Here is a 23222-nt window from a genome sequence, read left to right on the forward strand (position 1 = left end):
GTGGTCTTTCGTGCGGTCTCGATCGTCGTCATGGCGTCCTCCCAGCCTCGATGAATGCATCCTCAGTGCTGCAACAAGGCAGCCCTACAGGATATTGCCAGCTTCAGCGAGAAAGCAAGACTTTCTTCTCGACGGGCCCAACCGGCCCGTCGAAATGAGAGGAGAAGCCGGAATTTCGCTCGAGTGGTGACATCACGTCACCACTCGAGGCCGCCGGGCTCAGCGGATGCGGATCGACAGGCAGGTGACGCAGCCCTCGAGCTTCTCGAACTCCGAGATGTCGACCTGGACGACCGTGTAGCCGAGGCTCTCGACCAGAGCAACGGACTGCGGCGCGGACGACGACATCAGGACGGTGTCGTCCGAGAGCACCACGACGGCCGTCCCGTGCGCCTCGGGGACGGGCAGGAAGCGCTCGAAGACGCGCGGCTCGTCGACGATCGGCTCGTAGCCGATGACCGTTCCGTCGGGCAGGGCCGTGACCGCCGTCTTCAGGTGGAGCGCCTTGGTGACCGGCACGGCGACCACCGTGTAGCCGAGCGGGGCCACGATCGCGCGCAGCTGGCGCACGCCCTCCGCGTTGGTGCGGCCCCCGCGGCCGACATACACGGTGGAGCCCACCTTGAGGACGTCGCCGCCCTCCAGCGTGCCGGGAGCCTCGATGCGCTCCAGGCGCAGACCCTGCGCCCGCAGCGCGGCCTCGGTGCCGGCCGGCTCGCCCTGGCGCGACTCCGCGCCGGGCAGCGTGATCACGGCGGTGTCGCCGAAGACGACAGCAGTGTCCTCGACGAAGACCGAGTCGGCGAGGCCATCGGCACTCGCTACCTCGACGGTCTGCCAGCCTGCCGCGGCGAGCGCGGCCACGTAGGCGTCCCACTGCGCGTCGGCCACGTCCGTGTCCACCGGCTCGCGGTCGATGTGCGTCGTCAGGCCGTCGGCGAGGTTGGGCGCCGGGATGCGCACCAGCGCGATCCGACGCTCGGCCCGCTGATCGCCCTCCACCGCCCGGAAGACCGCGTAGCCGGCGGTCGGGAACGCCACAGCGACCGCGAGCCAGAACGGCAGGTTGATGCCGATGAACGACTGGAGCAGCTGCCCCCAGGCATCACCCGAGAGCGTCACCTTGAGCACCGTGAAGAGGATCAGGGTGCCGAGCACCGTGCTCACCAGGGCGAGCACGATGCCCGTCACCACGGCGATCCAGCGTCGGTCCATGGCGCCGAGCAGCGCGGCGACGAAGCCGAGCACCAGCGCCACCAGCGAGTTCCATCCCACATACGGCGTCGTGGTGGCGAGCGCCGCCGAGTTCAGCTGGCTGGCGACCAGGATCACGAACGTCGAGGCGACGAAGGCGATGGCTGCGACAGCGACAGCGGCGGAGAGGGATGCGACGAGCCGGCGGCCCCAGGAAGACGTCATGAGAACCAACCTAGTGGAGCGCCGCTATGCGTTGGCTGGCTCCCGCAGTCGCCCGAGCGCCAGCTCCTCCGCGGCCTGCAGCGTGGTGACGCCGCGTTCGTCGGCCGCACGGAAGATCTCCGCGATGGTGTCCCCGATACGCTCCACCCGCTGCTGCGTGGCCTCGGCGGTCACGCCCGGCTCCGACATCATGTCGAGGAAGATCACGCCGCCCGCGTTGACGACGAAGTCCGGCGCCCAGAGGATGCCACGCGCGGCGAGTCGTTCGGCGCCGGAGCGCTCGGCGAGCTGGTTGTTGGCCGGACCCACGACGGCCGCGACCCGCAGCTCGTCGATGACACGGTCGGTGAGCACGCCGCCGACGCCGGCGGGCACGAACAGGTCACCCTCGACGCGGTGCGCCTCCTCCGGCTCCACCCAGGTGGCGCCGAGCGAGGTGGCAAGCGCGCGCTTGGCCGGGTTCACATCCGTGACCGTCAGCACCGCGCCCTCCGCGGCGAGACGCATCGCGATGATCGAGCCGACGTGGCCCAGCCCGAGCACCGTCACCCGGCGACCGGCGACGGAGCGGCTGCCGAAGGCGCGCTCCAGCGTGGCCAGCAGGCCCGCGTACACGCCCGCGGCGGTCGCGTCACTGGGCTCCCCGACGCCGCCCTCCGACGGCGGCAGCCCGCAGACGTGCGCGGTTCGGCTGGCGACGACGGACATGTCCTCGGCGCTCGTGCCGACATCCTCCGCCGTCATGTAGCTGCCACCGAGCGTCTCGACCGCGTCGCCGAGGTCGAGCATGGCCTCGTAGCGCTCAGTCGGCGTGAGCACCGTACCGCGCGGCAGGTAGATGACCGCTTTCCCGCCGCCACGGTTGAGTCCTGCCGCCGAGTTCTTGAGCGTCATGCCCTCGGCCAGGCGCAGCGAGTCTGCCACCGCCTCCTGCCAGGAGTCATACGTCCACACGCGGCAGCCGCCGAGCGCGGGACCGAGGACGGTGGAGTGAACCGCGATGCTGATGGTGAGGCCGCTCCGCCTCCCCCTCACCACGTGCAGTGTTTCGTGCGGCAAGTCTGTGGGCAGGACGGACATCGGTGTCTCCTCGTGGGATCGCGGTGAAAATGTAGGCGGTCTTGTGGACCGCCGTCCATTCTCCCGCGCTCCCGACCGGGAAGCAACGCCGGACGGGACCCTAGTGGAAGAAGTGCCGCTCTCCGGTGAAGTACATGGTCACGCCCGCCGTCTTTGCCGCCGCGATGACTTCCTCGTCGCGGATGCTGCCACCCGGCTGGACGATGGCACGCACACCGGCATCGAGGAGGATCTGCGCTCCGTCCGCGAACGGGAAGAAGGCGTCCGACGCGGCAACAGACCCGCTGGCGCGGTCGCCGGCACGATCCACGGCCAAGTGGCACGAGTCGACGCGGTTGACCTGGCCCATGCCGACCCCGACGGACGCGCCGTCGTTGGCGAGCAGGATGGCGTTCGACTTCACGGCGCGGCATGCCTTCCACGCGAATTCGAGGTCGGAACGGGTCGCGGCGTCGGCCTCCTCACCGGCGACGAGCGTCCATCCCTCGGAGGAGAACTGTGTGAACCGGTCGCTGTCCTGCACGAGCACGCCGCCCGAGATCTGGCGGAATTCGGTCAGCGAGCGGGCGTAGTCGTCCGGAAGCTGCAGGATGCGCAGGTTCTTCTTGGTCTGGAGCAGTTCCAGCGCCGCCGACTCGTAGCCGGGGGCGATGAGCACCTCGGTGAAGATGCCTTTGACGGTCTCCGCCATCGCGAGCGTCACGGTCCGGTTCGCGGCGATGACGCCGCCGTAGGCCGACACCGGGTCGCACTCGTGCGCCTTACGGTGGGCCTCGGCGATGTCGTCGGCGACGGCGATTCCGCAGGGGTTCGCGTGCTTGATGATCGCGACCGCCGGCTCGGCGAAGTCGTACGCGCTGCGCAGTGCGGCATCCGCGTCGACGTAGTTGTTGTACGACATCTCCTTGCCGCCGAACTGTTCCGCTTGCGCGATGCCGCGTCCCCCCGGCTCCGCGTACAGGGCGGCCGCCTGGTGAGAGTTCTCGCCGTAGCGGAGGGTCTGCTTCAGCTCGGCCCGGGCCTCCCAGCGCTCAGCGAAATCGTCGGTGGACGGCGCGTCTCCCGCGAACCAGGCGGCGACAGCCCCGTCGTACGCGGCGGTGTGCGCGAACGCCTTCGCGGCCAGGTCGCGCCGCTGGTCGAACGTGGTGCCCCCGGCGGCCACAGCGGTCGTGATGGCGGAGTAGTCCGCCGGCGACACGACGATCGCGACGTTCGCATGGTTCTTCGCCGAAGCCCGCACCATCGCCGGTCCGCCGATGTCGATCTGCTCCACCACATCGTTCCCGACGGCACCCGACGCGACCGTCTCGACGAACGGGTACAGGTTGACCACGACGAGCTCGAACGGCTCGATGCCGAGCTCTTTCAGCTGGTCCTCGTGGGACGCCAGCCGTAGGTCGGCCAGCAGCCCCGAGTGGATGGCCGGGTGCAGCGTCTTGACCCGGCCGTCCAGCGACTCCGGGAAGCCCGTGACGGTCGCCACATCCGTCACCGCGTAGCCGGCGTCACGGATGGTCTGCGCCGTCGATCCCGTGGAGACCAGCTCCACCCCGGCGTCGGCGAGTGCCTTCGCCAGGTCGAGGAGACCGGTCTTGTCGCTGACCGAGATCAGCGCCCGGCGGATCGGGACGAGGTCCCGTTCCCGGTACAGGCTGGCGTCGTGACGGGGTCCGCTCATGCTCGGGCTAGCTCCTCGAGGTCGATGTGTCCGTTGGCTATGTCGAGGACGGCGTCGATCAGCAGCCGTCGCTCCACGGGTTTGATGCGCTCGTGCAGGGCGGCCTCGGAGTCTCCGGGCAGCACCTCCACGCGCTCCTGACTGATGATGGGTCCCGCGTCCACTCCGTTGTCGACGACGATCAGACTGGCGCCGGTCTGCGTCACGCCCGCGGCGAGGGCGTCGCGGACCGCGTGCGCTCCCGGAAACTCCGGCAGGTACGCAGGGTGGGTGTTGAGCAGGTCGGGCGAGAGCGCTTCCACCAGCCGCGGCGGCACGAGACGCATGAAGCCGGAGAGGATGGTGAGGTCGGGCTCCCACTGCTGGATCTGCTCCAGCAGGGCGTCGCCCCACTCCTCACGGCTCGGGTACGACGTATAGGGGACCGTGAAGGTCGGGATGCCGAAGAACTCGGCGTGCTCGAGGCCCTCCGCTTCGCGGTCTGCACCCACCGCGACGACGCGCGCGGGGAACTCGGCGTCCCCCGCCGCCTCCAGCAGTGCGCGCAGGTTGGAACCACCGCCGGAGATCAGCACGACAATCGAGAGCACGCGTCCAGCCTAGCGGCGAGCCAGTCAGCGGCGAGCCAGTCAGCGGCGCGCGCGGCCGCCGACGACCAGCCCGATCACCGCGGCGACGGCGACCTCCGCGGCCGCGATCGAGCCGACCAGCCACGGGTTCGGCCCGACATCGTGCAGCCGGCCGGGGCCGAGGGCGCCGGACGACCACCAGGCGAGCAGCCCCAACTGGATGCCCGCGACGACCCCGATCCCGACGGCGGTGAGGATGCGCGCACGGACGCCCGCCAGACCGCTGCCGACGGCATCCACTCGGGAGCGCAGCAGAACGGCCGCGAGGAACCCCGCGAGGAGCGGCACGATCACGCCGACGAGCCCGAAGGAGAAGCCGCCGGGAGGGATGACACCGAACAGCGGCAGGCCAGGGAGCGGTCCGAGTGCCGTCCCGAGCGGACCGACCGACGAACCGGTCCCGATCGCGAAGCCCGGACCGACCAGCCAGGATGCGATCCAGACCACCACGTTCGGCAGTACCGCGAGCTGGCCGATGGTCAGCGCCGCGCCGCCCGCCACACCGGTCTGCAACTGCTCGTACAGGCTGATGATGGTGCCGTAGTTGCCGAAGATCAGCAGAGCCAGGATGAGCGCGGCGATGCCGATCACGATCGCGGTCGCCGCCGTGCCCGCACGGAACGCGGCCGCCGCTCCCACGCGCAACTGCTCGGGGACCGCCAGGACACGGACGGGAGTGCGCAGAGCCGACAGGACGGCTGGGGCCGTACCGCCCTCCGACGGCGGCGTGATCGGCTCGGCTCCGTCGGCACCCGGCCGACCGGCCCGCTCCTCCGCCGGACCTCGCAAGGCAGCGAAACCGAAACCAGCGGCGATACCGACCGCGTAGACGAAAGGCGGCAGGGCGATCCCCTGCCAGACGGACGGCTGCACCACCACCGAACCGGACGACAGCACCACCACGGTTGAGATGGCGGCGAACGCCCCAAGCGCGCTGATCGCTCCCACCAGACGCTGATCGCTCTCGGCCGCGCGCATCCCGGTCCGGACGCCCAGGCCCGCGGTCAGGGCGGCGAACCCCAGCAGTGCAATGGTCACCTGGAAGGGCGCCGCCGCCGCGGGGAGGCCGAGCTGCGCGACGGTCTGCGGGTCCAGCGCGACGGTCAGGTTCACGCCGTGGCCGACCAGCCAGATGTCCGCCGCGGAGCGCCACACCACCCCGAAGTCGGCGCCGAGGTGGTACTCGGCCGCCCACAGGATCGTGATCGGCACCACGCAGATCCCGAGGCCGATAGCGGCCACGATGAGCGCCTCCAGCGCGGCGAGCAGGGCGACGGTTGTGCGACTCATGACCGAACGGAGCCTACCGTCGCGCGGCCCCGCCGGGCCGCCGACACTTCGGGGCTCAGGAGACCGTCATGACAGGGGTCTCCTCATCGGCCGCCTCAGGCACCGTGATCACGGGACGCTGCAGCAGTTCCAGGACCGCGACGACGAGGACCGCGAGCACCAGCGTCCAGATGATCAGCGCAGGCGAGAGCGGGCGGACGAACAGCACCACCACGGCCGCGATCACGGCGATGGTCGCGCGGAGGAGAGTGCGCTGGGCATACATCCACTCGCCGGCTCGTCCGGTCGTGATCCCATGCCGCTCCGCCGACTGGCGCACCCAGCCGACGCCGGAGCCGAAGAAGCCGCGCAACCGTCGCGGCACCGCGAACGGTCCGGCGAACCAGCCGACCACGGCCACCGCGATCGCCAGGACGAGCACCGCGACGGCGGTGGCGATCATGGCGTCGGTGACGGTCGAGAACAGGGTCCGGGCGAGTGCCGACGGCACGAGAGACGGCGAGGCGGACGCCACGAACACGAGCCGTCCGATCCCGATCGCGGCCAGAGTCAGCGCCATCGCGAGACCGAGGGCGACCGACGCCCACACCAGCGCGAGGGCGCGTCTCCGAGCGACCAGAACCCCCAGCGCGAGGAGCCCGATCGCCACCCACGGCAGCCAAGCGCCCGCTGCGATCGCCAGACCGTAGAACAGCTGAAGCGTCGGGATGGACGAGCTCTGCGCCACCGTGATCGTACGATCGACCGTCGGGATGCGGGATGCGAAGGTGAGCCCCTGATCCACCAGCAGCTGTTTCACCCGGCCGATGATCGGCGCGAGCTGGATGCCGACCGAGCCGTCCGAGCCGACGGTGATCGCTGCCTTCGGGTTGTTCTGCATCGTCGCGATCAACTGGTCGTGGCTGGTGCGCAGCGCCTGCTGCCACACCTGGGCGAACGCATCGGACGCCACGAACCGCTGGATCGTCGTCTGCATCAGCGACACGATCCCCTGCGCGAGCGGCGCCTTGAGCGAGTCGAGCGCCTTGGTGGCGACCGGGCCGGTGCCGAGCTGCGTGATCCCGTCGATCACCTGCGACGTGATCTGGGGGATGTCGACGTTGTCCTTGATGGCCTTCACGGACTCGTCGGTGACGAAGGATTGCACGTCAGGGTCGTGCGCCAGCGGGGCGTAGGTCGCGACGAACGAATCGGTGTCGGTCAGCTGGACCTTCGCCCACGACGCCACGACGGCGAGCGGGGCCAGGATGGCACCCACGACGATGAGAACCGTCGCCAGCAGGGTCCAGGCCCAGCTGCGCCGGTGCTTCCTGGCAGCGGGCGCGGGTACGGCGGGCACAGCGCCCGGCTCTTCGCCCGCCTGCAGGCGCAGCGACGCATTCTCGTCCTCCAGCGCGGCGATGCGCTGGAGTAGTTCGGTGTTCGTCAGGCGAGCCATCACGCCCCCTTCCGCCAGCCCGGTCCCGGTGCCGGGTCTCGGTGCGCACACTGTAACGCGGGCGGGGCGCGGCGCGGCAGGGAGTAAATGGCACAGAGTAAATGACACAGAGTAAATGCGGTCGCAATGCGGAAGGCCGGGACCTGTGCGGGTCCCGGCCTTCAGCGTGCGCGCGTCGACTAGAGCGCCGCGTACACCTCGCGGAGCAGCTCGGCGGTCTCGGACGGGGTCTTGCCGACCCTCACGCCCGCCGCCTCCAGCGCCTCCTTCTTCGCCTGCGCCGTGCCCGCAGAGCCCGAGACGATGGCGCCGGCGTGGCCCATGGTCTTGCCCTCGGGCGCGGTGAAGCCGGCTACGTAGCCGACGACCGGCTTGGTGACGTTCGCCTTGATGAAGTCGGCCGCGCGCTCCTCGGCGTCGCCGCCGATCTCGCCGATCATGACGATCGCCTTGGTCTCCGGGTCGGCCTCGAAGGCGGCGAGCGCGTCGATGTGCGTCGTGCCGATGACGGGGTCGCCGCCGATCCCGATGGCGGTCGAGAAGCCCAGGTCGCGCAGCTCGTACATCATCTGGTAGGTCAGCGTGCCCGACTTGGACACCAGGCCGATCGGGCCCTTCCCGGTGATCGTCGCCGGGGTGATGCCGACCAGCGACTCGCCGGGGGTGATGATCCCGGGGCAGTTCGGGCCGATGATCCGGGTCTTGTTGCCCTTCTCCTTGGCGTAGGCCCACGCCTCGGCCGAGTCCTGCACCGGGATGCCCTCGGTGATGACCACGAGGAGCGGGATCTCGGCGTCGATCGCCTCGACCATCGCGTCCTTCGCGAACGCCGGCGGCACGAAGATGATCGAGACGTCCGCCCCGGTCTTCTCGATGGCCTCGACGACGGTGCCGAAGACCGGCAGTTCGACGTCCCCGTGCGTGACGGTGGTGCCGGCCTTGCGCGCGTTCACGCCGCCGACGACCTGGGTGCCCGCCTTCAGCATGAGAGCGGTGTGCTTGGTGCCCTCGCCGCCGGTGATGCCCTGGACGATGACCTTGGAGTCCTTGTTGAGGAAGATAGACATAGTTTTCGTCCTTCGCTTACTTCGCGGCCAGCTCGGCGGCCTTGTCGGCGCCTTCGTCCATGGTGAGCGCGAGGGTGACCAGCGGGTGATTCGCGTCGGTCAGGATGCGGCGGCCCTCCTCGACGTTGTTGCCGTCGAGACGGACGACCAGCGGCTTGTTCGCCTCGTCGCCCAGTATCTCCAGCGCCTTGACGATGCCGTTCGCGACCGCGTCGCAGGCGGTGATGCCGCCGAAGACGTTCACGAACACGCTCTCGACCTGCGGGTCGTTCAGGATGACGTCCAGACCGGCTGCCATCACCTCGGCGGACGCGCCGCCGCCGATGTCGAGGAAGTTCGCCGGCTTGACACCGTTGTGCTTCTCGCCGGCGTAGGCGACCACATCCAGCGTCGACATGACGAGGCCGGCGCCGTTTCCGATGACACCGACCTGGCCGTCGAGCTTGACGTAATTGAGGTCAGCGGCTTTGGCCCTGGCCTCCAGCGGGTCGGCGGCGTCCAAGTCCTCGAGGGCCTCGTGGTAGAGGTGACGGAAACCGGCGTTCTCGTCGAGGCTGACCTTGCCGTCGAGGGCGATGATGTCACCCTCCTCGGTGAGCACCAACGGGTTGACCTCGACCAGGGTGGCATCCTCGCCGGTGTAGACCTCGTACAGCTTCACGAAGACGTCCGCGACCTTCTCGACCAGCTCGTCCGGGAACCCGGCCGACTGCGCGATCTCGACAGCCTTCGCGTGGTCGATGCCGCCGCGCGGGTCGACCTCGATGCGGGCGAGTGCCTCCGGCTTCTCGACGGCGAGCTGCTCGATCTCCATGCCGCCCTCGACGCTGGTCAGCGAGAGGTACGAACGGTTGGCCCGGTCGAGCAGGACGGAGAAGTAGAACTCACGGGCGATGCGGGCGCCTCCTGCGACCATGACGCGGCGCACGACGTGACCCTTGATGTCCAGGCCCAGGATCGCCTTCCCGGCCTCCTCGGCCTCGTCCGGGCTCTTCGCGACCTTGACGCCGCCGGCCTTGCCTCGACCGCCGACCTTGACCTGGGCCTTGACGACGGTCACACCGCCGAGCTTCTCGGCCGCTGCGCGCACCTCCTCCGGAGTGTCCGCGACGATTCCCGGAAGCACCGGGACCCCGTACTTCTCAAACAGGTCTCTGGCCTGGTACTCGTATAGATCCACGGTTATCCAATCCGCTGGTGGTCCGGTGCGCTCGCGGCTGCCGGCTGATTTCTCCGGGCGGTCCGACGCGAGATTAGCTCGACGCCGAGATAATTTTCGCCAGGAAGAACTGTAGCGCGTCCGCCTGAACAGGCCGTAACCGGCGAAGTGTGCACAGGCCGGCTCGGGATGCGTTTCTCCACCGTTTCGTTGATCGCCAGCCGACGGGCGGCCACCCACCGCGACGGTGGAGGCATGACCCAACGACCATTCACCCTGATCACTGCCGTGAGCCTCGTGGGGCTCGCCGTCTTCCTCGGAGTCCTGCAGAGCCTGTTCGGCCCAGCGGCGCCGGCCCGGGCACTCGTCTCGGACGGGCACGGGCCCGGCTACCTCTCGTCCGACGGGTGGTGGCTCGGTGCCTACCACTTCGACGATGGAGCACTCGGCTTCTGCCTGAACCCCGGCAAAGTGGCACCGGTCGGGCTGACCTACAGCTACGCCGACACCACGACGATCGGGTGGTGGACGCCCGAGCAGTCCGCTGTGTACGCCTACATCGCCCGCACCTGGGCAGGGAGCGGCGACCGGCTCACGGCAGCGGCCGGCCAGGTCGCCACGTGGATGTACGCGGGCATGTCCGACGCCGACGCGCACAACCGGGCCGGGCGCGCCGGCGCGGACACCGACGCCGTCTATGCGCGCGCTCTCGAGATGCTCGCCGAGGCGAAGGACCGCGGCTCGACCGGTGTCCGTGCCGCGGCGGTGGTCGAACTCGCGGAGACCGGGCCGGGCCGGGTGCGCGTCGAGCTGACGGTGGACCACCTCGGCGGACCGGAACTCCTCCCCGGGGGCGCCCACCCCGTCACGGTCAGCCTGGAGGGGGCGACCTTCGAGGATGGGAAAGACAGGAGTTCGGTGCCCTCGGGCACGGACATTCCGATCCTGTCGACCGGCACCGAGGCGAGCGTGTCCGTCACCGCGACCGCGACGGCCTCCGATCTGCCGTACGGCAACCGGGCCACGGTGGCCCTGCCCGCCGTGGATGCGCAGGCCGTGCTCATCGCCCAGCCCGCGACCGCATCCACCGACGCGACGGCCGATGTCGCCGGGCCCTCTCCGCTACCGTTCCAGCCGAACGTTCAGACGCGAACGACGGCTCCTGACGCGCACCCCGGCGCGGAGGTCGCGGACCGGCTGACGGTTGGCGTCCAGGAGGGAGACGGCCTGCTGCCCACCTGGGGTGTGCACTCGACGGCAGACGGCTTCGCGCCCGTGACCGCCGTGGTGGAGAGCACTCTCAACGGACCGTTCGCCGACCCGATCGCCGCAGCGGTGAAGGCGCCGGCCGACGCGCCCACGGTATGCACCGTCGAAACCACGGTCGACGGCGCACGCGAGTACACGACACCCTCCTGCGTCCTTCCATCCGCGGGGTACTACGTCTGGACGGAGACGATCGACCCGGCACGGACCGACGCGGAGCACGGGGGTGCGCGACTGAAGCCGTGGGCATCGGCCTTCGGTGCGGCCAGCGAGATCACCCACGCCGTTGCCCTCGCTGCGTCCGTCACGCCCATCCAGAAGACCGGCCAGCTGGCGAAGACCGGGTCCGACGTGACCGTCCCGACCCTTGTGAGCGGGGGGGCCGTCGCGACAGGGGCGGGGCTCCTCGGTCTCTCGCGGATGCGCTCGCGACGCATCGGTGCCTCTCGTCGGTCGCGACGGGCACGTGGCCGCAGGGCGGCGCTGGAGACCATCCGGATGGATGCGGACGGCGTGCAGCGGCCCGCGCGACGTCCGCGGGTCGCCGGTCGGCGGCTTCCCGGCCCGCGCCGCGCACGTTCGACCTGGGTCGGTCCGTGAGCGGCGACGGCAACGGTCTCTCCGCCTGCTCGCAGGACTACGCGTCAGGATGGGGTTGTGCGCAGATCCCGCAACAGACCCGTCGACGTGCGCGACATCGCGTCGGAGGCGCTGACGCTCGCCGGCGGCGGGCGGGCGCTTCTCTTGCAGATCGCTCATCCCGCCGTCGGCCGGGGAGTCGCCGAGCACAGCGACTTCGCCTCCCGCCTCATGGATCGCTTCGACGCGACGATGCTCTATCTGACGGCGTCGATGTACGGCTCGCCGGACGAGGTTCGCGCGATGCGGCGGATGGTGAATCGGGCGCACGCTCCGGTGCATGGTGGCCCGGTGGGCACCGACACATCCGCCGGCACCCACGGTGCGGCCTACAACGCGTACGACCCCGAGCTGCAGTTGTGGGTCGCCGCGACGCTCTACGAGACCATGATGAACCTGCACCGGCGGGTGTACGGGCCGCTGGCCGCCGACCAAGCGGATGCCGCCTATCAGGAGCTCGTGCGGGCGCTCTCGAACCTGCAGTTGCGGCCCGAGAAATGGCCGGAGTCGCGAGCGGCCTTCGACGAGTACTGGGAGCGCATGGTCCGTTCGCTGCGCGTAGATGGCGACGTGCTGGCGGTCTCACGTCAGATCCTCCACCCGAGCGGTGTGCCGTGGTGGCTGAGGCCGACCCTGCCGACCCTTCGGCTTCTCACCGCCGGACTGCTGCCGGAATCGGTGCGGTCGGAATTCCGCCTTCCGTGGAGCGCGCGCAGGCAGCGGCGGTTCGACCGGCTGCTCCGGTGCGTGACCTTCGTCTACCCCCGCCTGCCGAGTCGACTTCGGCATCGACCCCACGACCGTTACCTGGCGAAGCTCCGCCGAGCAGTCCAGCCGGAGGACCGCGTGCAGACAGGCTAGGGAGCGAGTCCGCGGCTACGCTCGATGCCTCGCGTCAGCAGAACGAGGACGATGCCCACCGCCGCGCCGAGGATGGTCTCCAGCACGCGATCCACGACGAGAACGTTCAGCGGAGTCGGGCTGGCCAGATGCGAGACCGAGAGCGCGAGCGGCGTGATGAAGACGAGTGCTGCGCCGTAATGCCGGGCGACCAAGATCTCAGCGAAGAACTGGCAGACCACGATGACGCCGATCACGACAGCAGCGGGCGGCGACCAGACGAGCAGCACGGCAGTCACGACGACGCCGACGATCGTCCCCACGATGCGATGCACGGAGCGCGAGATCGAGTGGGCGGCCTTGGCAGGAGGGATCACCGCGACCAGACTGACAACAGCCCAATAGGCATGCCCGAAGCCGAAGGCGAGGGCCACGGAGCCGGCAATGACGACGCCGATGACGTTCTGCGCCACGGTGAGCCACACGCGTGGATCACTGAGGGCGCCGAGGTCGAGGCTCGGGCGTCGACGCAGGTCGTTCACGAGGCCGGAGCGCGCCAGCAGTCCGTGCGAGATCCCCGGGATGCGGCGGATCGCCCAGCCGGACATGGTCAACAGCCACGCGAACGCCGCTGTAACGGCTGCCAGGCCGATGCGCGGGAGCACGTCGGCTGGTCGCGTCGGGACCCCGGCGCAGACCAGGAGCGCGAAGACGAAGAACAACGCCTGAGGCGGAACCATCTGGAACACCGTGACGAAAAGAGTCCCGCCGCCCACCACCGCAACCAGAGCGACCACCACCAGCGGCAGCGGCTCCCCCGCAGCGGCGAGGAGCGTTCCTGCGGCGATGCTCACCAGCAGGGCGATGGCCGCCACCGTCAGCGTGCGTACCCGGACGCGATACGGCTCGTTGCGCCCGTACAGCGCCGTGAACGCGCCGAAGGTCGCGTAGGCAGTCAGGTCGAGACGGCCGACGGCGAACAGCAAAAAGAGTGGGACAGCGACAGCGAGCGCCGCCCGCAGACCGACCTCCAGATTCTGCGGGGCCGAGAAGCGGCGACTCACAGCTTGTCGATCGGCGCGATCTTGATCAGGAGCTTCTTCGCGCCCGCCTTCTCGAACTGCACGTGCGCGACCCGCTTTGCGCCCTGTCCGGTCACCGCCGTGACCCGGCCGTCGCCGAAGTCGGTGTGGCGGATGCGATCGCCGGGAGCCAGCTCGAGGTCGCCGTTGTCGCGGACCTTACCGGTGACCCGGTTGGGCCACTCCGCCTTCGGCCGCTCCTGGCGGAACGTCGCCGCGGCGAGGCTGTCGTTCCACCCGCCGGAGCTGCTGCCGGAACCGGCGCCCAGGCCCGGACGCCGTGCGTTCAGCGCTCGCGACTGCGTCCCGCCGCGGCCGTTCGCCGAACCGGGCGACTGGCGCCAGTCGATCAGGTCTGCGGGGATCTCTTGCAGGTAGCGACTCGGCATGGCGACCGCGGTCTCGCCGAACTGCGCTCGGGTCATCGCCAGCGACAGGAACAGCCGCTTCTTGGCCCGCGTGATGCCCACGTAGAACAGGCGCCGCTCCTCCGCAGGACCGCCCGGCTCATTGGCCGACATACGGTGCGGCAGGAGGTCCTCCTCGATGCCCGTCAGGAAGACGGCGTCGTACTCGAGCCCCTTGGCGGTGTGCAGTGTCATCAGCGAGACCGAACCGCTCGAATCGTCGATCTCATCCGCGGCGGCCACCAGCGACACCTCGGTGAGGAAGTCGACCAGCGTCCCATCCGGGTTGTTGCGCGCGAACTCGCGCGTCACGGCCACGAGCTCGTCCACGTTCTCCGCGCGCGCCTCATCCTGTGGGTCGCGGCTGTTGCGGAGCACCTCCAGATACCCGCTCCCATCGAGCAGGAAGGTGAGAACATCGGCAACCGTCGAAACGCCGGCCGGGTTCGACGGGTCGATCTTCGCCGCCGCCTCGTCGAGCAGGTTCGACAGTTGCAGAATCGCATTCGTCACCTTCGGGCCGAGCCCCAGCGACGCGGCGTCGCGCATCGCGGCGCGGAACGTGAGGCCGTTGTCGGCCGCATAGCTCGCCAGCTGGGTCTCCGTCGCCGGGCCGATGCCGCGCTTCGGCGTGTTCAGGATGCGACGCAGAGCCAGGATGTCGTCCGGGTTGGCGACCGAGATGAGGTACGCCATGGAGTCCTTGATCTCGGCACGCTCGTAGAACTTCGTGCCGCCCATCACCTTGTAGGGAAGGGCCGACCGGATGAAGATCTCCTCCAGCGCTCGGGTCTGAGCGTTGGTGCGGTAGAAGACAGCGATGTCCTTGTAGTCCATCCCGGCACTGTGCAGCTTCTCGATCTCGTCGGCGACGAATTGCGCCTCATCGTGACCCGAGTAGCCGGTGTAGCCGACGATCTTCTCGCCGTCCCCGACGGCCGTCCACAGTTTCTTGTCTTTGCGGTCGAAGTTGTTCGCGATGACCGCGTTCGCGGCGCTCAGGATGTTCTGCGTGGACCGGTAGTTCTGCTCCAGCAGGATCACCTTGGCGCCCGGGAAGTCGCGCTCGAACTCGACGATGTTACGGATGTCGGCACCACGGAAGGCGTAGATCGACTGGTCCGAGTCGCCGACCACGGTGAGCGAGGCAGCAGGGATGAGGCCGGCCGCATCGCGCAGCGGCCGGACATTGCGACCGTGCTCTTCCAGATCGTCGACGATGTCCGGAGCCACGGGCATCGTCAGCTCGCGGATGAGCGAGTACTGGGCGTGGTTCGTGTCCTGGTACTCGTCCACCAGGATGTGGCGGAACCGGCTCTGATAGAGGGCTGCCACCCGCGGGAAGGCGCGGAACAGGAAGACCGTCTCCGCGATGAGGTCGTCGAAGTCGAAGGCGTTCGCCCGGCGCAGCTCGCGTGTGTACTGCCGGAAGATCTCGAGGAACATCACCTCCTGCGGGTCGCTCAGGTTCGCCGTGCGTGCATGAGTCTCGAGGTCGGTCAGCTCGTTCTTCAGCTTCGAGATGCGGTTCGCCGCAGCGCCAACGGTGAAGCCGAGCGTGTCGGCGGCCAGCTCCTTGATGATGCGCTTCAGGAGTGCGCGGCTGTCGCCGGAGTCGTAGATCGTGAAGCTCGCCGTCTTGCCGATCGTCTCCGCTTCGCGGCGGAGGATGCGAACACACGCCGAGTGGAAGGTCGAGATCCACATGCCCTGCGCCTTGCCGCCGAGCAGGTGTTCGACGCGCTCGCGCATCTCGTTCGCAGCCTTGTTGGTGAACGTGATCGCCAGGATCTCGCTCGGCCACGCCTCCCGACTCTCGATGAGCCCGGCGATCCGTCGGGTGAGGACGCTCGTCTTGCCCGAACCCGCTCCCGCGACGATCAGGAGCGCCTGACCGCGATACTCGGCGGCCTCCCGCTGCTGTGGGTTGAGCCCCGCGAACAACCGCTCGCTCGGCCCCCAGTGACCGGACCCCTTCGACCCGGAGCCCTTCGACCCCGAGTCGGCCGACTCGGCCGCCGCCGATTCGGCGCCGTCGCCCTGCCACCCGTCCAGGATGATCGGGACAGAGGAAGGGGTGGTCTGCGGGGCGTCGGGGAGGCTCGTCATGTCTCAGACGATTTTAGTCGCTGCCACCGTCATTCCCGCCGGGAGGCGTCGGTCGAGTGCTCAGAGCCCGTCGCGCACGGCCACCGCGAGATCGGGATGGTCCGCGAAAACGCCGTCCACGCCGGAGTGCAACAAGATCGAGAAGAATCGCCGCCAGTCGCCCCACTCCGTGTCCGCTCCGGTCGTCCGGAACTCCGCGGGCAGCATCGCGTTCTCGGGGCGCAGCGTCCAGCAGAACACGGCGAGCCCGGCCGAGTGCGCAAGGTCGACGAGGTCGGAGGTCACCGCCCCCACGTCGGCGGCATCGTCTTCGCCGAACAGAGCCATCGACACCGAACCCGACGAAAGCACTTGTGTCGTCTCGACGCTGATTCCGTCGACACGGTCGGCGGGTGCGACAGCGGAACCGAGCGCGTACAGGCCCCGCAGGGTGAGATCCGTGTCGTACCCGGGCGCCGACGACCCCAGCGCGGCGACGCGGTCGGCGGGCGCCCCGGAGTCCTCGAGCAAGTACACGCGTCGGCCGCGGAAGCCACGGTCGTACAGTTTCGCGAGCACGGTGCGCTCGAAACTCTCGACGACGACTCCCGACCGGTCGGTCCAGCCGGAATCGGCGAGTTCGGCAGCGAACAGCTCATCGAGCGGCAGCCCGGCAGCCTCGAAGTAGGTCGCGTGCTTCAGCTCTGCGACGAGTCCCGGCCCACGAGCGGACCCGCCACGCCCGCGTCCACCGCCGCCGGAACCGTCCCGACCGGAGCCGTCACGGCCGCCGTCGGCGCGACGCTCGACGAGGTCCAGCAGGTCCCGCAGCCGGAGCAGTGGGTAGTGCCCGTCGAAGGTGGAGTTCGCCTGACGCAGGGCAGGGATGCGTTCGCGCGCCCGAAGAGTGGACAGCTCATCCCAGGTGAAGTCCTCGGTGAACCACCCGGTCAGAGCGACACCGTCCACCTCTTTCGTCGTCCGGCGGTCGGCGAATTCAGGATGCGCGGCCACGTCCGTGGTGCCCGAGATCTCATTCTCGTGACGGATCACGAGCACACCATCCTTGGTCGCGACGAGATCCGGCTCGACCGCATCCGCGCCCAGCTGAAAAGCCAGCTCGTACGAGCCGCGCGTGTGCTCCGGCCGATAGCCCGGCGCGCCGCGGTGCCCGATGACCACGGGGGCGGTTCGCGCACGCATGGCCCGATACTAGCCGCGAGGAGGGCGCGCCTCGGGAAGCCGCCCAGGTCGCTCCTGAAGGCGGAGCGCCGTGACGAGTGCCAGAATCGTCGCGTGCCCGCCGACCAGAACGCGACACCCGCTCCGCAGGATCCGAGCGCCCTGGGCGACTCGAGCCACCCGGGCACCGTGCCTGAGCCCAGCGCCCGGAGCGCCCTGTGGGTGGAACCGGCCTCCCGGCTCCCCCTCCGCTGGGGCGGCTACCGGGCGCGCCTGCTGATCGGCCTCGGCATGATCGTGGTCGGCACCGCGTGCATCCTCGGCACGACCACGTACAGCCTGCCGCTCCTCCTGGTCGGGTCGCTGATGCAGCCCGCCGGCTGGGCCGTCGTGCCGTCGACCATCGGCCGGCGGGTCGCGGTCGCCCTGCCTGTCCTCGGCTTCACCTGGCTCATGCTGGGCGGTTCCGGCTTCGCGTGGTGCTACGCGGTGCCCCTCGCCGCCTGGCTCCTGGTGCGCCTCCGTCCCGTGCCTGCCTTCGCCGCGCTGGCGCTCCCCATCGGCTGGAGTGTCGTCATCCCCCTTCTCGTGCGCGACTACCAAGAGGGCTGGGTGACGATCGCGACGAGCACGGTGATCATCGTTGCCGCCGCCTGGGCGGCGCGGTGGATCGCCGTCCGCCTCGATTCATGGCAATCTGTCAGAACTCTCAGAAAATGACCGACTAGATTGGAGAGACGACACCGTCGTGACCGTCTCGTTCAGAGCAGAGGAACCAATGGCAACGTCAAACCCGGCCTTCTCCCAGAGCCCTGCCTTCCGCAATACGCCGACCACGGCGAGCGCCGAGCAGCTCGAGACGATGTTCCAGGCGCCCTCAGCGACCTCGGTCGAGACCGACCGCATGACGGTCGAGGACACCATCCGCAAGACCGCGGCCAGCTTCGCCGTCCTGCTGGCCGGCGCGGTGGTCGGCTGGTTCGTCCCCGGGCTGTGGATCGTCGGAATGATCGCCGGGCTCGTGCTCGCCTTCGTCAACATCTTCCGCAACCGCAAGAAGCTTCCCTCCGCGGGTCTCACGCTCGCCTACGCGGGCGCCGAGGGGCTTTTCATCGGCGGCATCTCGATGTTCTACGAGTCGTTCGCCGGCGGAGTCGTCATCCAGGCGGTGATCGGAACCATCGTCGTCGTCGGTGTCACGCTCGCCCTCTTCGCGTCGGGCAAGATCCGCGCGTCTGCCAAAGCAACCAAGGTTTTCCTCATCGCCATGGTGGGGTACCTGCTGTTCTCGGTGGTCAACATCATCCTGGTGGTCACCGGCGCTGTGAGTGACCCGTGGGGTCTCCGTGGTTCCTTTCACATCTTCGGCATCCCGCTCGGCCTGGTGATCGGCGTCCTCGTCGTCATCATGTGCGCCTACTCGCTCGTGCTCGACTTCGACGCGATCCAGCAGGGCGTGAAGAACCGCGCCCCGCGGGCGTACGGCTGGGCCGGTGCGTTCGGCATCATGGTCACGGTCGTCTGGCTCTACCTGGAGCTGCTGCGCATCTTCGCACTCTCACGGAACTGATCCCGGAGCGCACCAGACACACGAAAGGGGCCGCTGTGCATCGCACAGCGGCCCCTTTCGTCGGGAGAGGTCACTCCCACTCGATGGTCCCCGGCGGCTTCGACGTGACGTCGAGGACGACGCGGTTGACGCCGTCCACCTCGTTCGTGATCCGGTTCGAGATCTTCGCCAGCAGGTCGTACGGCAGACGCGTCCAGTCGGCGGTCATCGCATCCTCGCTGGAGACCGGGCGCAGCACGATCGGGTGCCCGTAGGTGCGACCGTCGCCCTGCACGCCCACCGAGCGGACGTCGGCGAGCAGCACGACCGGGCACTGCCAGATCTCGGCGTCGAGCCCGGCGGCGGTCAGCTCGGCACGCACGATCGCGTCCGCCTGGCGCAACAGGTCGAGACGCTCCTGCGTCACCTCGCCGACGATGCGGATGCCGAGTCCCGGACCGGGGAACGGCTGCCGGCCGACGATCGCCTCGGGGAGCCCCAGCTCGCGACCGATGGCGCGCACCTCATCCTTGAACAGCGTCCGCAGCGGCTCGACGAGCTCGAACTGCAGGTCTTCGGGGAGGCCGCCCACGTTGTGGTGGCTCTTGATGTTCGCCGCACCGGTTCCGCCGCCCGACTCCACGACATCCGGGTACAGCGTGCCCTGCACCAGGAAGCGGATCGGGTCGCCCTCGTTCGCGGCCTCGGCGATCAGGTCCGCTTGGGCCTGCTCGAAGACGCGGATGAACTCCCGGCCGATGATCTTGCGCTTGGTCTCCGGGTCGCTGACCCCGGCGAGAGCGTTCAGGAACTGCTCCTGCGCGTTCACCGTCACGAGTCGCACACCCGTGGAGGCCACGTAGTCGACCTCCACCTGCCGTGCCTCGTCCTGGCGGAGCAGCCCGTGGTCGACGAAGACGCACACCAGCTGGTCGCCGACCGCCTTGTGCACCAGCGCCGCCGCGACCGCGGAGTCGACGCCCCCGGAGAGCGCACAGAGCACCCGGCCGGAACCGACCTGAGCCTGAATGGCCGCGACCTGGTCGGCGATCACGTTGCCGCTGTTCCAGTCCGCCGGGATACCGGCGGCGCGGTGCAGGAAATTCTCGAGCACGGCCTGCCCGTAGGCGGAGTGCTTCACCTCCGGGTGCCACTGCACGCCGTACAGCTTGCGCTCGTCGTTGGCGAACGCCGCGACCGGGGTGCCGTCGGTCGACGCGAGCACCTCGAAGCCTTCCGGCGCGCGGGCGACCGAGTCGCCGTGACTCATCCACGCGGTCTGCTCCTCGGGCTGCCCGTCGAGCAGGACGCCTGCGTCGGAGATCCGCACAGCAGTCGAGCCGTACTCGCGCTGGCCGGTCTTCGCGACCTCGCCGCCGAGCACTGTGGCCATCACCTGGAAGCCGTAGCAGATGCCGAGCACCGGGACGCCGAGGTCGAAGATCGCCTCGTCGAGCTGTGGAGCGCCCTCTTCGTACACGCTGGACGGGCCGCCCGAGAGCACGATGCCGGATGGGCGCTTCGCCGCGATCTCGGATGCCGTGACGGTGTGCGGCACGATCTCCGAGTACACGTTGGCCTCACGGACCCGTCGCGCGATCAGCTGCGCGTACTGCGCACCGAAGTCGACGACGAGCACAGGCCCGGACGGGTTGGCGGAGTCGGCCCCGCCCAGCATGTCGGTGAAAGCAGCGTCTGCACTCATGGGATCTCCGCTAATTTGTGGCCTCCGCGAGGGTCGTGGCTTCGGCCTCCCGGCCGGCCAGGTAGGACTTCACCTGCTTGCTGATGCGCGCCTCCACGAAGAACGAGAGGAACGGCACGACGCCACCGAGGGCGATCAGGACGAACTTCGTGAACGGCCAGCGCATCAGGCTCCACAGGCGGAAGTCGGAGATGAGGTACACGACGTACAGCCAGCCGTGCGCGATCAGGATGCCGGTGCTCAGGTCGACACCGGTCGGCGCGACCGCGGTCTTCACCGGGACGAAGGTGAAGACGCCGTAGTTGCTGAACGCGAAGAGCTGGTAACCGAGGCCGTACTTGACGATCATCTCGACGCACAGCAGGAGCAGCATGATGCCCGTGACGTACGCGAACACCTGGTAGAACCGGAGCGCCCCGCGGATCTTCGGGAAGTCTTCGAGCTTGGGAGCGAGGGGCATACGCCTATTCTACGTTCCCCGCGGGGGCGCCTCCCCGCCCCGGAACCACAGCCTGCGCCTCCAGCGCACGCAGTTCGTCCTCTCGCTCCTTGGCGTCCTTCACCAGGCGGTACCAGAGGAACACCGCGAACCCGGCGAAGATGATCCACTCGGCGGCGTAGAAGAGGTTCAGCCAGTTGAGCTCGGTCTGCGCGATCGGCGGGGGCGAGTCGATTTGGACCAGGCCGTCCGGAGCACCGCGCTCGACGACGTACGCGGCGTAGACGTCGATCCCGTCGACACCGGTCCACAGGTTGTACAGCTGCCCGACGCCGAGGCTGCGCATCCCGGTCGGGTCCTTCTGCTTGTCGTCCGGTACCTGCGGCTGCTCGTCCGGCAAAATGCGCCCGACGATGCGCTGCGGGGTCGGCGGCTCTTCCGCCAGCTTCGCCACGGACGCCTTGGCTGTTGCCTCGTCGGCCGCCCAGCCGCGCGCGACGGCGAGGGCGATCGGCCGTCCGTCGGGGCCCTGGATGTTGACGTGACCGACCACCCACCAGCCGCTCGTCCCGTGGTTCAGGCGCCCCTCGAGCAGCTGGTAGTCGCCGGGGACGAACGTTCCGGTGACGTCGACCAGCTGGCCGACGGCGGTGTCCCGCAGCGGCGCTCCCGGGGCGGCCACTTTCGCGAGCGGCAGCACCGTCTCGGTCGGCGCCTCGACCGCTTTCCCGGACTCGACGGCCCGCTCCAGCTGCCACTGCCCCAGCCAGGCGAACCCGGCGGCGAGCAGCAGCGCGAAGACGAGCGCTCCGATCCATCGCGGGCGCAGCATCATCCGGAAGAGGGTGGTCTCGCCCGTGAGCGGAGGCCCTCCTGTGCTCGTGTCGATGATCAGTCCCGTTCCCGTTCGCCGCTGATGTCCTGCTGCATGGCGCGCTCGACCATCCGGTCGACGGCGTCCCGTGCCTCGTCCGCTCTCACCGGCTCGCGCACAGCCGCGTCGAAGTCGGTGGTTGCTGCATCCACGAGCGCGATCTCCTCGTCGAGCATGGGATTCGGCAACTTCTTCTTCCGTTCACGCCGGCGTTTCGGGCCGGCCCGTAGGATCATCGCACCGATCTTCTCGGAGTTCGCTGCGAGGATCGGGCCGAGCACGGCCATGATCAGAACGTACAGACCGGCGAACGGCTGGATGCGCGCATCCAGTCCGGCGGACACCGACAGCGTCGCGAGGATGAGCGCGAACTCCCCGCGGTTCTGCAGGATGACGGTGGTGTTGATGCCTGCCTGCACCCCCATCCCGTTGATCCAGGCGACGAACTGTCCTGCGCCGATGTTGAGCACGATGGTCATGCCGACCGCGATGAGCACGGGGACGAGGACCGACGGGAATTGCGCCGGGTTCAGCGCCAGACCGAAGTTGAGGAAGAAGAAGGCGGCGAACACATCCCGCAGCGGGGTGGCGATGTGCTCGATCTTGTTGCGGTACTTGGTCGCCCCGAGAACCAGGCCGATCAGGAAGGCGCCGATCGCGTCCGTCACACCCAGGAACTCGCCGATCCCGGCGAACAGCACGGCGAAGCCGAAGAACAGGATAGTGAACAGCTCGTCGTCCTTGGTGCGGAACAGCCGCGACACATAGCGGCCGCCCCAGCGGGCGACGGTGAACATGACGACCAGGAAGGCGAACGCGATGGCCAGCTTGGTGACGACCGGCCAGAAGTCCTTCTCGCCGCTGAGTACGACGGACACGATCGCCAGGTAGATGGCGATGAAGATGTCTTCCACGACGGTCACGCCGAGGATCATCGGCGTCTCCGTGTTCGCCAGCCGGCGCAGCTCGATCAGCAGCTTGGTGACGATCGCCGAGGACGACGTCGCGGTCATGCCCGCGATGATGAGCGCCTCGCGCGTCCCCCAGCCGACCATGAAGCCGAAGACCAGCCCGACCCCCATGTTGATGAGGATGTAGGAGCCGCCGGAGACGATCAGCTTGCCGAAGTTGCCGAAGAACTCGTCCTGGTCGAACTCCAGCCCGAGGTTGAAGAGCAGCAGGATGAGGCCGAAGACGGCTATCAGCTCGATGTAGCGGCTCTCGAAGTTGAGCGGGAACCATCCGGTGTGCGGGCTCGCCAGCAGCCCGACGATCATATAGATGGGGATCGCGGGGAGACTCACCAGCCTGCCCAGACGCCCGAGCACGTAGGCGACGAGCAGCAGGATTCCGAGAACGATGAGGTCTTCGCCGAGATGCATCGTGGA

At 69.0% G+C, this 23222-nt stretch carries 19 protein-coding genes; 4 read left to right on the forward strand and 15 right to left on the reverse strand.

Annotation, left to right across the window (positions count from 1 at the left end; genetic code table 11):
* Positions 1-219: 219 nt before the first annotated feature.
* The 8 genes from ddaH to sucC all read right to left on the reverse strand — a co-directional run bounded on the left by ddaH (position 220) and on the right by sucC (position 9784).
* Positions 220-1419, reverse strand: a complete 1200-nt coding sequence (ddaH, locus tag AB4079_RS06600; protein WP_441786496.1) for a dimethylargininase — start codon at positions 1417-1419, stop codon at positions 220-222.
* A gap of 24 nt (positions 1420-1443) precedes the next feature.
* Entirely contained in the window at positions 1444-2499 is a 1056-nt protein-coding gene (locus AB4079_RS06605; protein ID WP_441786497.1) for a Glu/Leu/Phe/Val dehydrogenase dimerization domain-containing protein, read from the reverse strand.
* Positions 2500-2599: 100 nt separating this feature from the next.
* Positions 2600-4180 (reverse strand): bifunctional phosphoribosylaminoimidazolecarboxamide formyltransferase/IMP cyclohydrolase, encoded by a 1581-nt coding sequence (gene purH, locus AB4079_RS06610; RefSeq protein WP_441786498.1) that lies wholly within the window; start codon positions 4178-4180, stop codon positions 2600-2602.
* Positions 4177-4770, reverse strand: a complete 594-nt coding sequence (purN, locus tag AB4079_RS06615; protein WP_441786499.1) for a phosphoribosylglycinamide formyltransferase — start codon at positions 4768-4770, stop codon at positions 4177-4179. The genes purH and purN overlap by 4 nt, the downstream gene beginning before the upstream one ends.
* A gap of 39 nt (positions 4771-4809) precedes the next feature.
* Positions 4810-6099: a cell division protein PerM gene (locus AB4079_RS06620; protein ID WP_441786500.1), complete on the reverse strand. Its 1290-nt coding sequence runs from the start codon at positions 6097-6099 to the stop codon at positions 4810-4812.
* A gap of 55 nt (positions 6100-6154) precedes the next feature.
* Positions 6155-7537, reverse strand: a complete 1383-nt coding sequence (locus tag AB4079_RS06625; RefSeq protein ID WP_441786501.1) for a hypothetical protein — start codon at positions 7535-7537, stop codon at positions 6155-6157.
* Positions 7538-7716: 179 nt separating this feature from the next.
* Positions 7717-8604 carry a succinate--CoA ligase subunit alpha gene (gene sucD / locus AB4079_RS06630; RefSeq protein WP_441786502.1) on the reverse strand — a complete coding sequence of 296 codons (888 nt, stop codon included), beginning with the start codon at positions 8602-8604 and terminating at the stop codon, positions 7717-7719.
* A gap of 16 nt (positions 8605-8620) precedes the next feature.
* Positions 8621-9784, reverse strand: coding sequence for an ADP-forming succinate--CoA ligase subunit beta (gene sucC, locus AB4079_RS06635; protein WP_441786503.1), 1164 nt, complete (start codon positions 9782-9784; stop codon positions 8621-8623).
* 234 nt (positions 9785-10018) lie between these two features.
* On the opposite strand from sucC, the gene AB4079_RS06640 reads away from it, so the two are divergent.
* Together AB4079_RS06640 and AB4079_RS06645 are read left to right on the forward strand one after the other, a co-directional pair.
* Positions 10019-11629 (forward strand): hypothetical protein, encoded by a 1611-nt coding sequence (locus tag AB4079_RS06640; RefSeq protein ID WP_441786504.1) that lies wholly within the window; start codon positions 10019-10021, stop codon positions 11627-11629.
* A gap of 57 nt (positions 11630-11686) precedes the next feature.
* Positions 11687-12529, forward strand: a complete 843-nt coding sequence (locus AB4079_RS06645; RefSeq protein ID WP_441786505.1) for an oxygenase MpaB family protein — start codon at positions 11687-11689, stop codon at positions 12527-12529.
* On the opposite strand, the gene AB4079_RS06650 is transcribed toward AB4079_RS06645, so the two are convergent.
* From AB4079_RS06650 to AB4079_RS06660, 3 genes are read right to left on the reverse strand one after another with little or no spacing between them, the layout of a single operon-like run.
* A complete protein-coding gene (locus AB4079_RS06650; protein ID WP_441786506.1) occupies positions 12526-13572 on the reverse strand; it encodes an FUSC family protein in 1047 nt (348 codons plus the stop codon). The two genes, AB4079_RS06645 and AB4079_RS06650, sit on opposite strands and share 4 nt — an antisense overlap.
* Positions 13569-16106 carry an ATP-dependent helicase gene (locus AB4079_RS06655; RefSeq protein WP_441786507.1) on the reverse strand — a complete coding sequence of 846 codons (2538 nt, stop codon included), beginning with the start codon at positions 16104-16106 and terminating at the stop codon, positions 13569-13571. The genes AB4079_RS06650 and AB4079_RS06655 overlap by 4 nt, the downstream gene beginning before the upstream one ends.
* 60 nt (positions 16107-16166) lie before the next feature.
* Positions 16167-17288 (reverse strand): glycerophosphodiester phosphodiesterase family protein, encoded by a 1122-nt coding sequence (locus AB4079_RS06660; protein ID WP_441786508.1) that lies wholly within the window; start codon positions 17286-17288, stop codon positions 16167-16169.
* Positions 17289-17381: 93 nt separating this feature from the next.
* Here AB4079_RS06660 and AB4079_RS06665 point away from each other — a divergent pair, with 93 nt between their 5' ends.
* Both AB4079_RS06665 and AB4079_RS06670 read left to right on the forward strand, forming a co-directional pair.
* Positions 17382-17987, forward strand: coding sequence for a hypothetical protein (locus tag AB4079_RS06665; RefSeq protein WP_441786509.1), 606 nt, complete (start codon positions 17382-17384; stop codon positions 17985-17987).
* Between the two features lie 58 nt (positions 17988-18045).
* Positions 18046-18837, forward strand: a complete 792-nt coding sequence (locus AB4079_RS06670; RefSeq protein WP_441786510.1) for a Bax inhibitor-1/YccA family protein — start codon at positions 18046-18048, stop codon at positions 18835-18837.
* Positions 18838-18907: 70 nt separating this feature from the next.
* On the opposite strand, the gene guaA is transcribed toward AB4079_RS06670, so the two are convergent.
* From guaA to AB4079_RS06690, 4 genes are read right to left on the reverse strand one after another with little or no spacing between them, the layout of a single operon-like run.
* The gene (gene guaA, locus AB4079_RS06675; RefSeq protein WP_441786603.1) at positions 18908-20494 is read right to left on the reverse strand and encodes a glutamine-hydrolyzing GMP synthase; all 1587 of its coding nucleotides are present in this window, start codon (positions 20492-20494) and stop codon (positions 18908-18910) included.
* 37 nt (positions 20495-20531) lie between these two features.
* Entirely contained in the window at positions 20532-20981 is a 450-nt protein-coding gene (locus AB4079_RS06680) for a DUF3817 domain-containing protein (protein WP_441786511.1), read from the reverse strand.
* 4 nt (positions 20982-20985) lie between these two features.
* Positions 20986-21795, reverse strand: a complete 810-nt coding sequence (locus AB4079_RS06685) for an SURF1 family protein (RefSeq protein WP_441786512.1) — start codon at positions 21793-21795, stop codon at positions 20986-20988.
* Between the two features lie 56 nt (positions 21796-21851).
* The gene (locus AB4079_RS06690; protein ID WP_441786513.1) at positions 21852-23216 is read right to left on the reverse strand and encodes a cation:proton antiporter; all 1365 of its coding nucleotides are present in this window, start codon (positions 23214-23216) and stop codon (positions 21852-21854) included.
* Between the last annotated feature and the right edge of the window lie 6 nt (positions 23217-23222).

Origin of the sequence: Leifsonia sp. 2MCAF36 (genome assembly GCF_052115525.1) — a bacterium.
Classification (GTDB): Bacteria; Actinomycetota; Actinomycetes; order Actinomycetales; family Microbacteriaceae; genus Leifsonia.